At 60.4% G+C, this 12688-nt stretch carries 8 protein-coding genes and 1 other annotated feature; of the genes, 1 reads left to right on the top strand and 7 read right to left on the bottom strand.

Going from position 1 to position 12688, the window contains the following annotated elements; genetic code table 11:
- Positions 1-47: 47 nt before the first annotated feature.
- Entirely contained in the window at positions 48-527 is a 480-nt protein-coding gene (locus IVB54_RS32625) for a TOBE domain-containing protein (RefSeq protein WP_276577061.1), read from the bottom strand.
- 668 nt (positions 528-1195) lie between these two features.
- The gene (locus IVB54_RS32635) at positions 1196-2833 is read right to left on the bottom strand and encodes a GMC family oxidoreductase N-terminal domain-containing protein (RefSeq protein WP_247776695.1); all 1638 of its coding nucleotides are present in this window, start codon (positions 2831-2833) and stop codon (positions 1196-1198) included.
- A 413-nt stretch (positions 2834-3246) separates the two neighbouring features.
- Here IVB54_RS32635 and IVB54_RS32640 point away from each other — a divergent pair.
- Positions 3247-4478, top strand: a protein-coding gene (locus IVB54_RS32640; RefSeq protein ID WP_247776696.1) for an IS3 family transposase whose coding sequence is annotated in 2 segments (ribosomal slippage) — positions 3247-3538 and positions 3538-4478 — 1233 coding nt in all. Because the reading frame shifts where the segments join, the coding sequence is not laid out codon by codon here.
- Positions 3531-3647: a sequence feature (AL1L pseudoknot), on the top strand. It overlaps the preceding gene by 117 nt.
- 625 nt (positions 4479-5103) lie before the next feature.
- Here the strand turns inward: IVB54_RS32640 and IVB54_RS32645 are convergent.
- The 5 genes from IVB54_RS32645 to istA form a co-directional block, all read right to left on the bottom strand.
- Positions 5104-6738: a thiamine pyrophosphate-requiring protein gene (locus IVB54_RS32645; protein ID WP_346658859.1), complete on the bottom strand. Its 1635-nt coding sequence runs from the start codon at positions 6736-6738 to the stop codon at positions 5104-5106.
- 1186 nt (positions 6739-7924) lie between these two features.
- Positions 7925-8527, bottom strand: coding sequence for a plasmid pRiA4b ORF-3 family protein (locus IVB54_RS32650; RefSeq protein ID WP_085394294.1), 603 nt, complete (start codon positions 8525-8527; stop codon positions 7925-7927).
- Positions 8524-10089 (bottom strand): IS66 family transposase, encoded by a 1566-nt coding sequence (locus IVB54_RS32655; protein ID WP_247776698.1) that lies wholly within the window; start codon positions 10087-10089, stop codon positions 8524-8526. Before IVB54_RS32655 ends, IVB54_RS32650 begins: the two co-directional genes overlap by 4 nt.
- A gap of 153 nt (positions 10090-10242) precedes the next feature.
- Complete coding sequence (gene istB, locus IVB54_RS32660) at positions 10243-11004, bottom strand: IS21-like element helper ATPase IstB (protein WP_247776699.1); 762 nt, start codon at positions 11002-11004, stop codon at positions 10243-10245.
- Between the two features lie 15 nt (positions 11005-11019).
- Positions 11020-12558 (bottom strand): IS21 family transposase, encoded by a 1539-nt coding sequence (gene istA, locus IVB54_RS32665; RefSeq protein WP_247776700.1) that lies wholly within the window; start codon positions 12556-12558, stop codon positions 11020-11022.
- Positions 12559-12688: the final 130 nt, after the last annotated feature.

Genomic DNA, 12688 nt, shown 5'->3' on the forward strand with positions numbered 1-12688 from the left:
CGCTGCCGAAGACAGCTATCTCGCTCAAAGTAAGGTTCGGGTCGTTGTCAGGGCGCGTCGAGCGCCCGACAATGCTCCGTCTTCCAGCCGAATGCGATCTCTGCGGCGGGTTCAACTCGCGCCACCGAGTCCGACTTCGGCAGCCTGACCACAAAGTCATCATGGCCGCACGCCGAAACGCGGGTGCGCACATGATCTCCCAAATAGATGAGCTCTGTGACCTGCGCGCTGAAAAAATTGGGAAGTGAGCCCGGCGCCGGCTTTAGCTTCACCCGCTCGGGCGGTAATGAAAGCAGGGTCCGTCGGCTAACTGCCTGGATGTTGACCGCAAGTGCCTGCACATTGTGACCGGCGGGAAGTTCCACCTTGCAGGCTGTGCCGTTGATCGCCACGACGTTCCCCAGCAGCCGGTTATTTTCGTCGGTAAACTGAGCGACGAACGCGTTCTGCGGCTCCTCGTAGAGGTCAGCCGGAGCAGCGAGCTGTTGGATGACGCCATCATTGAACACCGCAATCCGGCTAGACATGGTCAACGCCTCCCTCTGATCGTGCGTCACATAGACACCGTTACGCCCAGATCGTCACGACATGCCGATCTCGAGCTGCATTCTCGCGGGCAACTGCTTCCCCCCAGCCAATCGGCTCGTGCACGTCGAGCACCTGCAGTAGAGTCAATGCTTCCCTACGGGAATTGCTAACGTCGATCGCGTTGCGGACGATAAAATCCAATCATCTATTTATCGGGACCACCGAGTTGATTTTCAACAATCTTCGGCGTCGGATCGTCGAAATTGCGCGTCGTATCAGTCCATTTCGAAGTTTAGGGTCGTTATAAGATCATCTTCGCGCCTAGGCGTTGTGTACCGGCTTTCACGATCGTTGTGCAACGCAAAGGCAATTCTCGACAGACGCTCCGCAGTAAGCTTCGAACAAGCTCTCGAACAAGTTCTTGGCAAAGTTTGGCGAGGTTTGACGCTTATTCAAGCTCTGAGGCCGCGTGGGATCCGACAGTGATGGCGAAGGGGGCGCTGCCCAATCGCGAAAATCCGAATCCGGTCGAATGGCCAATCTGAATATAAGCTGCGGCACCTACTCGGGCGACTCGCGTCGACTCCCCGCGAACCCTGCATGTCGCTGCATGCGCCAATGCGCTGACGGTCCAGCACTGATTGAATCTGGGGTTGGCAGCACAGTGCTAAATCGCGGAAGATGCGGCGAGGCGGGGGCCATTGAGCCTGATGCCGCCTTTAGCATCCTCCTTGATCATGTCTGCTCCTTTCTCGGCGACCATGATGGTCGGCGCGTATGTGTTGCCGGAAGGAACCGTCGGCATGATAGAAGCATCAATCACGCGAAGCCCAACAAAGCCGCGCACACGCAGGCGGTCATCAACCACTGCCATCGGATCGCTGCCCATCTTGCAAGTGCCGACAAAATGATGGAGTCCCGCTCCGGTACGTCGAGCGTAATCAAGCCATTCTTCGTAGTTCTGCACCTTATCGCCAGGGCAGATCTCGAAAGAAGTCCACTTGGCGATGACAGGGTGCTGCATGATCGTGCGTGCGATCTGCAGCCCGTACACAGTGGAGTCGCAGTCTGTCTTTGAAGATAAATACTTCGGCTCGATGGCTGGCTCGCTACCGGGGATTGTCGAGCGGACATGTATCGAACCGCGCGAAGTGGGCCGGCATTGGTTGATCGCGACGCTCATTCCGGGTTCTTTTTCGAGGTGTCCCGGCCGGGACGGATCCTTAGTGCCGGGCGCCATGTGGAATTGCACGTCAGGCGTCGGCTGACTGGGATGGGTGCGCACGAAGCCGGCGACCAGTGCTGTTGGTCGAGTAAGCAGACCTGTGCCATTCACATAGTACCGTATGATTTCGCGCAATAGTCCCAAGCCCCGGGCTTGCTCGTTAAATGTGATCGGCCGGTTGATGCGATGACTTAAGCTTACACAGAAGTGGTTGCCATAATTCTCGCCAACACCGTTCAACTCGTGACAGACCTCGATCCCGAGTTTCCTCAGGACTCGCGGCTGGCCGATGCCCGAGAGCTCTAGCACGCCGGGGGACTGAATAGCGCCGCAAGAGACGATCACCTCACCTCCGCAGCGCGCCTCCCGAATTTCGCCGTGCAGCCTATACGCGGCTCCAATCGCGCGCTTTCCCTCGAACAGGATGCGGCTGACAAGCGCATTGGTCTCGATGTGCAGGTTGGACCGGCTACGCGCCGGCTCCAGGAATGCGCGAGCCGCCGACCAGCGCTCACCGTTCTTGATAGTCGCTTGGAAGTAGCCGAAGCCCTCCTGCTGCCCGTCATTGTAGTCGAGGTTGCGTGGAAAGCCGCTGGCCTCGGCGGCTTCGATAAGCGCGTCGCCAAGCATATGGTGCTCGCTGCTGTCGCGTACATTTAGTGGCCCGCCTTTGCCGCGCGACTCCTCGCCGCGACCCTCGTAGTGTTCTGATCTTGTGAAATACGGCAGTACATCTTTATACGACCATCCGTGATTGCCTAGTTGGCTCCAGGTGTCGTAGTCGAGCGGCTGTCCGCGCACATAGAGCATGCCGTTGATCAAACTCGAGCCACCTAGCCCCCGCCCGCTAGTACATGGGAGGCGGTGCGTGCCCACGCCGCCATCGATCTGGAAGTTCCAGCTGAAGGTTTTGCGGAGCTGCTGCTTGGTGTAGCCTGCCGGAATATTGATCCACATCGATCGGTCGCGTGGACCAGCCTCGAGCAGCAGTACCTTGACGCGCGCATCCTCACTGAGGCGATTGGCAAGTACGCAGCCGGCCGAGCCACCACCGACGATGATGTAGTCCCATTCGGGCATCGTATGAAGTTCCTGTTTCAGGTTCGAACGTGTCTGCTCGTCTAAGGACTAATAGTAGTACTCGTTGTCGAGTAGAATCTCGCCCATTTCGTGCTCATGCTGTCGCGCTTCGTAACTTCTCCATCCGGCGCACGAACGGCGAGGACAACGTTCAAGCGTTCCCAAATCATAGCGATAGCGTGATCTCGATTTCTGCAATAAACGGTCTGCTCACGCGCATATTCGGCGCGTCGGCGCCTTCTTCAACGGATTTCGGCTGGTCGGCCCCCGCCCGCCGCCTATCATGTCCAGTTCACGCTGACTTCCGCGTCATGAATCAATCGGATTTCACACCTCGCTCAGCCAGCTCCAGGCCGGCATCCATGAACCGCCCCGGGGTTTGCCGGAGGCTCCAACTGCGAGAGGATGGAGCCATGACGAGCAAGACGACAAACAAGTTTTCACCCGAGGTCCGGACCCGAGCGGTTCGGATGGTTCTGGATCACGCCAGCGAGCACCCGTCACGCTGGGCGGCAGTGATGTCGATCGCGGCCAAGATCGGCTGCACGCCGCAGACGCTGCATGACTGGGTCAAGAAGGCCGAGATCGATAGCGGGCAGCGGGCCGGCGTTCCGACCGACACGGCCGAGAGGCTGAAGGCGCTCGAACGAGAGAACCGCGAGCTTTGGCAGGCCAATGAGATCCTGCGCAAGGCAAGCGCCTATTTTGCGATGGCGGAGCTCGACCGCCGGTCCAAGCCATGATCGCCTTTATCGAGGATCATCGTGGGGCGCATGGGGTCGAGCCGATCTGCAAGGTGCTGCCGATCGCCCCCTCGACCTATCACTCCCATGTGGCCAAGCGGCGAGATCCCGCCAGGCTGTCGGCGCGCGCCCGGCAGGATGCTGCGCTGAAGATCGAGGTCCGGCGCGTCTTCTATCAGAACTTCGGCGTGTACGGCGTGCGCAAGGTCTGGCGGCAGCTCAAGCGTGAAGGGTTCGATGTTGCCCGTTGTACCGTGACGCGACTGATGCGGGACATGGGCCTACAAGGGGTCATCCGCGGCAAGCCCGTCAAGACCACGATCAGCGACAAGGCCGCGCCATGCCCGCTGGATCACGTCAACCGCCAGTTCAAGGCGCCGAGGCCGAACGTCCTCTGGCTCTCCGACTTCACCTATGTCGCGACCTGGACCGGCTTCGTCTACGTCGCCTTCGTCATCGACGCCTATGCCCGCAGGATCGTGGGCTGGCGAGCCTCGCGCACGGCGCATGCAGGCTTCGTGCTCGATGCGCTGGAGCAGGCATTGCATGATCGACGGCCGGTCCATCGTGGCGGGCTCGTGCATCATAGCGATAGGGGCAGCCAATACGTATCCATTAAGTACACCGAGCGCCTGGCCGAAGCCGGCGTGGAGCCCTCTGTCGGCAGCGTCGGAGACTCCTATGACAATGCTCTCGCCGAAACGATCAATGGACTTTACAAGGCGGAGGTGATCCATCGGCGCGGACCATGGCGCAGCTTCGAGGCCGTCGAGTTCGCGACGCTGGAATGGGTGGACTGGTTCAACAACCGAAGGCTCCTCGAGCCCATCGGCAACATCCCGCCGGCCGAAGCCGAGCAACGCTACTACGCCATGATGGAACACCCCGCCATGGCGGCATAACTTAAACCAAATGGCCTCCGGCAAACCCGGAGCGGTTCATCCATGCCTTCATTTCGAATTGCACAATCAAAAAGTCAAAGCGTTCACCAAGTCCGCAGACCAGCCTCTCGCTCGCGTCAAACGCGTCGGCCATAGCCCAGCAAAGTTTATGTGGCGAACTTCAGAGTCAAGTGACTAGTACTCCGCAGGAGTTGCGCCGCATCCCGGGGGCAATCAGCGTATGGCGCACAACGCCGCTTTCGCACGCGACGAGCACCATAGTGTTTGATGATCATGACTGGCCGCGCGCTTACGGTTGCGGATCAATTACAGGCGGGTCCTATTGTTGGTTCGATAGCGCTTCGTTTTCGGTGTATCCACGGGAACGCTCCCCCAGTTATCTTTACCAAATGAAGGGAAACGCCATGACTACAAAAAGGCGTCACTATCTGCAGATGAATTGGTCGAGCATCTGTGAGGCGTCCCCGGAGCGGTCAATCCGCAGAATCCGACGGCATTAACCGAGCTACGAGGTCCGGATGTATTCGAAGTTCAGATCACCGGTTCGCTAAGTAGCGATCTGCGCACTGTGCAGAGCTCCGCTCGCGCCGGGCGGCTCAGCTGTAGATAAGGCATCCCTCATGGCTCAAGTCCCTGGGCGCGAGATATCGGTCTCTTTGCAGGTGATGAATTCGAGCAGCACCGGAACGCCGTCCCGAGTCCTGTCGATCCCGCGCTTGATCGCGGGTACGATATCCTCAGGCCTTATGATACGCTCGCCATAACCGCCGAAGGCGCGCGCCATTGCTGCATAGTCGCCGGAGATGTCGGTGGAGCGATACTTTTCGGTTGAGACCGACATGATCTTCAGCTCGCACGCCATTGAGAAGTTATTGAGCAGGATCGATAGAATTGGAATTCGTTCTCGCACAGCCGTTTCGAAGTCCATCCCGGTAAATCCGATGGCCGCATCGCCCCAGACGTTGATGCAGAGCTTTTCCGGCCGCGCGAGTTTCGCGCCCATTGCGAGCCCCAAGCCGTAGCCGAGTTGCGTCGTCTTCCCCCAGCCGAGATAGGACAGCGGCTCGACAGACTTCCAGAAAGGCGTGAGCTGGTCACGTGGGCTGCCCGCATCGTGAGTGATGATCGTGTTCTTGATGTCAACTGTGTGCTGAAGGTCCCACAGCACGCGATAGGGGCTGAGCGGTGCGTCTTTGCTTGTTAGCTTCGGCATCCACCTTGCGAGCCACTCCTTGTGCGAGGCTGCAATTTCCTCCGCCACCCCTCGCGCGTCACGGTCCGACGTGACGCTCTTGCCGACCTCCGCCAAGAGTGCATCGAGCACGAGACCGGCATCTCCGACAAGGCCGATTGTCGCTTCGACGTCCTTGTTGAGATGGTTGGGATCGAGCGTGGAATGGATTACGGTCTTATCCTTGGGCATGGCGATGCCGAAATCAGTCTCGGTGAAGGAACAGCCAATGCCGAAGATGGCATCGGCTTCGGCCAAAAAGTGTGACACGGCGCGCGGCATCGCGACCCCGCCGGAGCCCAGCGAGAGCGGATGCGTTTCAGGAAACGCAGATTTGCCGGCCAGACTCGTGGTGACGGGGATCGCCAGCCGCTCGGCAAGCCGCTTCAGTTGCGGCCAGGCCCGGGCATAATGTACACCCTGGCCAGCATAGATCACCGGGCGTTTGGCGCCGATTAGAAGCGCCGCCGCTTGCTTGATGTGCGCCGGATCCGCACCATAGCGGGTGCGCAGCACCGGCGTGTAGTTTAAGGGCTCCGGAACCTCCTCATTCCACATGTCCGTGGGGATTTCGACCACCACAGGTCCGCCGCGACCATTCTTCAGCTTGGTAAACGCCCGGCGAAAGATATTGGTGACTTCTGAGGCGAGCGTGATCGGCTCGGATGACTTCGAGAAAGGGCGCATCGCTTGGCTTGAGTTGAAGTTTGGCTCTATGTTGGCGATCCGGCGCGGATAGCCCATCGGCAGCACGAGCACGGGCACTGACTCACCAAAGCATTGCGCGACGCCACCCATGGCGTTCTCTGCGCCGGGGCCGTGCTGCATACAGAAGGCGCCAATCTTCTCACCCGAGGTAATCCGAGAGATCGCATCTGCCATGTGAACGCCGACGCGCTCCTGGCGCACCATGACGGGACGGATGTCGGCTTTTGCGGCATATTCGATCAGATGGTTCACCGGATAGCCGCAAAGAATTTCGATGCCTTCGCGCCTGAGAATTTCCGCAATCGCTTCGCCTAACTTCATGATCTTAGTCCCCAGAATCAACCGAATATGCTTCGGGCTGCTGTTCCTAGTTGCCGCACCTTTATCGACTGTTCATCCTGGACAGCTGCTCACGGTGTCCTTGCTGGGCGTCGCTGTCGACGTCGCGGGCACCGCGACATGCACGCGGACCTGTCAATCGAAGCGACCATGTAGTCGCCAACAAGTGTGCATATGAGGCAGCTGACCGTCGCACATGTGACCGCCAGCGCGCCGCTCTCCCCTCCCCGATCCATCGGTCGGATGAGAACCGCGCGGATGCGTTTCATTTGAGCATGTTGGAGACCGTCTGCTATCAGGGAGAAAGTGGTGCTTCTAAACTCCCACCCAGCACACATCTAAGGCGCGACCAGCGCATAAAGGCTGCAAAGATCGAGGACAAATGAGAGAAGTTCTGCAAAAATGCGAGCAATGCCTCTTTTTCACCCGCAATTACGAGTATCCATCAATCGAGATCGGCTGGTATGCCGATCAGGGGCGTAAGCTTAGCACTGGCGCCGTCGATGGCTGCTTTTGGGTGTTGGGCCGCAGACCTCGCGGCAGGGAGCTGCTTCACCGCTCTCGTTTCGGAAGCCAGAAACGCAAACGATCGACATGCGTTCTTGTACGACGTTATTGCAGAGGATCAGCCTAAAGAGCTCCGAAGCTCTGTGAACCGCCAATTTCCGAGAATCATTCAACGAAGACACCCAAGCCCTTGCGCGTTGACTCATATAAGAAGGCCTGCGGCGGGCATGCCGGAGGCCTTCTCAGAGGTGTAACTTAGATCATGGTCGTATAGGCGAGTGTGACGATGTCTTTGAACAGATCGGACTGGGTTGGGGATGCCGCCTTCCACCTAGGCCTGCTGCATGAGCCCGTTCGTACGGTGTTTCCCAGCGGCCTTTCCAGCGTTTGATGATTGATCGCGGCGTCGTTTGCAGCATGAGCCGCTCGGGCTTCGCGGGAGGCGACTCTCACAACTGGGATCCCCGCTGCGTGAGTAGCATTTTGGCTCATGGAGTGCTGTGCGTCACAACAACACGCCAATGGCCACATCTGCGGCGCGATGGCTACCCAAAGCTCGCCCATATCGGTGAGGTCGGACAGGCGAACTGGCCTACTTCGTGGGTCTGGCGAAGATGACCGTAAGCGTCGCTCTGAGGCCCATTTGATTGGTGCTTGACGTCTATTTTGAACGCGTGGTGCGCCGGCGCGGCTTCCATATTTCCGACAATGCGTTGACGGCGGCCTCGAGCGCCTTCCGGTCGACGACGTTGGGATCAAACTGCTCAGGGCCCCAGAGGCGCATCTGTTCGTGCTCCGGATGGGTGGGGTCGCGGATGGCGTCGAGGTATTCGGTATAGCCTGACGCACCGCCGACATCTTCCGGAGGACAACGGCCGGCGGCCTCGAGCAAGAGGGGAAGTCCCTCCGTTGTCGTGTTGTCGAACCACTTTTCGAGCTTGATCACGTGATCCCAGCTGTCGCCGAAGTCGTAGAGATAATGGATCGTCTTCGCGCCGGTCTCGTGAACGATATTGGAGAGCCGCGTCTTGCGAGCATCGATGGGCTGAGGGCCAAAATCTCCATCGGGATCAGGGATACCCCAACGTCCTTCGCCAGCCAAAAACTCGAAGAGATGGCTATTCGTCCAGCCAAACGCCGCCTGAAGCGTCAGATGCAGCCGATCAAGGCGCAGCGTGAGCGGCACGACAAGGCATCGCATCACCTCCGGTTTCACGTCCTTGAGGGTCACCTTGATCCGGACCGCGGTCGTGCTGAGGCTCATGCCGCAAGCCTCGGATCTTGTGCATGCATCGTATAGGTGGATGCCCAGGGAAGCAGTTCGTCCAGCCGTGCCGCCGGCCAGCCATTGACGAGCTTTGCGAGAACGTCGGCAAGCCAATACTCGGCGCTGACGCCGTTGAGCTTACAGGTCTCAATGAGCGACGCCAGCAATGCCCAATTCTCAGCACCCTCGTCACACCCGGCGAACAGGGCGTTCTTGGCATTGAGCTTGATCGGCCGCATCGCACGCTCGACTGCGTTGGTGTCCATTTCGATGCGCCCGTCATCAAGGTAGAGCGTCAAGCCGTTCCAATGACGCAGTGCATAGCGTAAAGCTTTCGCCGTCTCACTCTTCTGCGCGAGGTGACCAAGCTTCGCCTCAAACCACTGCTTCAAGGCTGCAGCCAACGGCCGGGCATGCGCCTGCCGGCCCGCGCGGCGCTCGGCGTCAGATCGGCCACGGAGGGCTTTCTCGACCGCGTAGAGCTGGGCGATGCGCTCGAGGGCCTCGCGGGCAACCGGCGCCGGCGCCGGCGAAGCCTCGCGCTCGATCTTCACAAACTGGCGCCGGAGATGCGACCAGCAGAATGCGAGCGTCCCGGACAAGGCGTCCGCACGCGTCTCTCGCATCATGGTCTTGTAAGCCTGATAGCCGTCGCAGTGGATGATGCCGCGATAGCCTTCGAGCAGTCGCAAGCCATGAACGGCGCCGCGGCCTGGTGCATAGGCATAGACCACGCCGGGCGGATCAGGCCCGGCCCAAGGCCTGTCATCGCGCGACAGCGCCCAGAAGTAGCCGGTTTTGGTCCTGCCGCGCCCGGGATCCAGCACCGGCGCCGGGGTCTCATCGACACAGAGCTTCGGAGAGGCGAGCAGAAGCTGGCGCAGTCGATGCCACAAGGGCTTCAATTCCTGGGCCGCATAGCCGACCCAGAAGGCGAGCGTGGAACGGTCGATGGCAATACCGTGCGTCGCCAGCATCTGCGTCTGGCGGTAAAGCGGCAAATGCCAATGATACTTGGCATCGATCACATGCGCGACGAGCCGCTCGGTCGGCAGTCCTCCCCTGATCAATCGCTCGGGAGCAGCATGCTGGAGGACGACGCCGTGACAGGCGCGGCAGGCCAGTTTGGGGCGGCGGGTGACGATAACGCGATACTGCGCCGGTACGACGTCCAGCCTCTGGCTCTCATCGTGACCGATCTCAAAAAGGTCGCCTGCGCAGCATGGGCAGCAGGTTGCAGCGGGCATCAGGGTCTCGATGATGCGCGGCAAATGCTCCGGCAGCTTGCCACGATTGGCCCTGCGCTCGGCAGCTCTCTTCTCGCGTGTTTTGGGATTGGCGCGGTCCTCGGCTGCTTCGAGAGCCGCGACAGCCTGATCAATATCCTCCAGAATAAGCTGGAGCTGATCAGCGTCAAGCTTTCCCGACGATCGACCGAACTGCGCGTCTTTTGCAAGCTTGAGCAACCGCTCGAGCCTGGCGCAGCGATCCAGCAGAGCCGCGGCAAAGGCACGCAACTCGGCTGGATCGCTCGGCAGTTCATCAGGCAAATCACTCATTGGCCCGAGTCTGCCATGCTTCGCGGCCCGATGCAGCGAAGATTTTATGTCCTACGTGCGCATTTCGCTGATGGTGAGCGGTGATTTCACGCGATGGTGAGCAGGGATTTCGCGCGATCGTGAACAGCCGCTTTGGCCGACATGGTGATTGGGTCAGGGGTTTGAGTTGGCGTCAAGAGTGTGATTGCGGGCGTTTTGTTTTCGCATGCTTTCTCCGGAGAGTTGCAGGCGGTGAGCGTTGTGAACGAGGCGGTCCAGGATGGCGTCGCCGAGGGTTGGGTCGCCGATAACGTCGTGCCAATGTTCGACGGGGACCTGGCTGGTGACGATGGTGGAGGCGCGACCGTGGCGATCGTCGAGGATCTCCAGAAGGTCGCGCCGTTCGGGCGGATTTAGAACTGACAGGCCCCAATCATCGAGGATCAGAAGTTGAACGCGGCCGATGGTTTTGAGCAGCCGGCCATATCGGCCGTCGCCGCGAGCGAGGGCGAGCGCCTCGAACAGGCGCGGGACGCGGTGATACTGGACCGAACGATTGTCGCGGCAGGCCTTGTGGCCGAGGGCGCAGGCAATCCAGCTCTTGCCGAGCCCGGTTGCCCCTGTGACGAGCAGGTTCTCGTTGCGGTCGATCCAGTCGCCGCCGACGAGCCTGGCGAAGACGCTGCGGTCGATACCGCGTGGCGTGCGCAAATCGACGTCTTCCACGCATGCGCTCTGGCGCAACGCGGCGAACTTGAGACGGGTCGTGAGACGTTTGGTGTCGCGCTCGGCGGCTTCGCGATCGACCAGCAATCCGACGCGCTCCTCGAACGACAGGGCATCGAGATCCGGTGATCGTCGCTGCTCCTGGAGGGCCTTGGCCATTCCGGTCAAGCCGAGCGTAATCAGCCGTTCATGGGTCGGGTGTGTCAGCATTGGGGGGTCTCCCTATCAGTGGAAATAGCCCTGACCGCGGATGTTGCCGTGGCGCAGGGGCTGGTGGTCGGACGTCTCGTCGAGAAAAGCGCGATCGAGGCCATTCTTGAGGATCGAACGGATCGAGGCGACGGAGCGAGCCTTGATCAGGATGCCGCGTCGGCAGGCGGCATCGACGCGCGCATGGTCGTAGCTCCTGGCCAGCGACAGGATACCGAGGCAGGTGCGAAAGCCTTGCTCGGGATGCGGCCGGGCCGCGATGACGGCCTGGAAAAACGCCGCGGCAGAGGGACCGATCTTCTCGCCGGCAGCGATCAATCCTCCCGGCGTCCATTTGCCGTAGCGGCGGTGGGCGCTCGGCATATGATCGGCAATCGTGGTGTGGCCACGCCGGTTGGGCGCGCGGGCGTGGCTGGCGATCCTCTGTCCCTTGTGGAAGACCTCGATGGTCTTGTCGGCGATGCGGACATCGACGAGTTCACGGATCAGCCGATAAGGGATGGAATACCAATGGCCGTCGATCTCGACATGATAGTCGGGCGCGACGCGGCAACGCTTCCAGCGCGCAAAGACGTAGGGCTGGTCCGGCAGTTCTCTCAACCTGGGGCGATCAATCTCGGCGAACAGTTCGGTCCGGCTGGAGCCGAAGCCGCGCATCTGGCGGGCGTTGAGTTCGACGACGAGCCCGCGGATGGCGGTATTGAGCTCCGCCAGGGAAAAGAAGCGCTGGTTGCGCAGGCGGGCCAGGATCCAGCGCTGGGCGATCTGGACGGCGACCTCAACCTTGGCCTTGTCCTTTGGCCGCCTCGGCCTCGCCGCCAGGATCGCGGTGCCGTAATGACCGGCCATCTCGGCATAGGTTCGGTTGATCCCGGGATCGTAGCGATCGGGGTTGGTCACGGCGGCCTTGAGATTATCGCAGACCACGAACTTCGGCACGCCGCCGAGATACCTGAACAGGTTGGCATGCACGCCGATCCAGTCGGACAGGCTCTCGCTTGGGCAGGCCTCGGCGTAGGTGTAGTTCGAGGCCCCCATCGCCGCGACGAACAGCTTCATGGCGCGCACTTCGCCGGTGATGGGATCGAAGATGTCGATGGTGTCGCCAGCGAAATCGACGAACACCTTCTCCCCACCGATGTGGGTCTGACGCATGCTCGGCTGCGCCCGCTGCTTCCAGGCCTCGAAAGTCGTGCAAAACCAGGTATAGCCAAAGCCGTCTGGATTGGCGGCGCGATACTCTTCCCACAACAGCAGGCGTGTCACGCTGCGCCGGCGTAGCTCCTTCTCCACATAAACCCAGTCGGGGGACGGTCGTCGGTCGCTTTGCGAGGCAGCCTTTGGCGCCGGGAACAGCAGCAGCTCCAGGCCCTCGTCATCCATGCCCTCCGGCAGCGGCCAGCTCAGCCCGGCAAGGCGGGCGCGACGCACGTAGCCATGCACGACACCATTGCTCACTCCCAACGTCCGCGCGATGACGCGCTCGGTCAGGCCCTGATGCCTCAAACGTAGAACTTCTCGGATCCGGCGCATCGACAATCTCTGGGTAGGCATCAGGCTTCCTCATTGGTTGAATGAGAAACCCGTAGTCCGGTTGAGTTGTCGGCCGAAGCGTCCGGCACCGCCAAACGGTGCTCATGATCGCCTGAAATCGCTGCTCACGATCCTCTGAAATCGTTGCTCA

The organism is Bradyrhizobium sp. CW1 (assembly GCF_023100665.1).
GTDB classification, from domain to species: domain Bacteria; phylum Pseudomonadota; class Alphaproteobacteria; order Rhizobiales; family Xanthobacteraceae; genus Bradyrhizobium; species Bradyrhizobium canariense_D.

Excerpts from the sequence above, each read along its gene's own strand:
- IVB54_RS32625 (WP_276577061.1), bottom strand. The coding sequence starts at position 527 with ATGTCTAGCCGGATTGCGGTGTTCAATGATGGCGTCATCCAACAGCTC.
- IVB54_RS32635 (WP_247776695.1), bottom strand. The coding sequence starts at position 2,833 with ATGCCCGAATGGGACTACATCATCGTCGGTGGTGGCTCGGCCGGCTGC.
- IVB54_RS32645 (WP_346658859.1), bottom strand. The coding sequence starts at position 6,738 with ATGAAGTTAGGCGAAGCGATTGCGGAAATTCTCAGGCGCGAAGGCATC.
- IVB54_RS32650 (WP_085394294.1), bottom strand. The coding sequence starts at position 8,527 with ATGAGCCTCAGCACGACCGCGGTCCGGATCAAGGTGACCCTCAAGGAC.
- IVB54_RS32655 (WP_247776698.1), bottom strand. The coding sequence starts at position 10,089 with ATGAGTGATTTGCCTGATGAACTGCCGAGCGATCCAGCCGAGTTGCGT.
- istB (WP_247776699.1), bottom strand. The coding sequence starts at position 11,004 with ATGCTGACACACCCGACCCATGAACGGCTGATTACGCTCGGCTTGACC.
- istA (WP_247776700.1), bottom strand. The coding sequence starts at position 12,558 with ATGCCTACCCAGAGATTGTCGATGCGCCGGATCCGAGAAGTTCTACGT.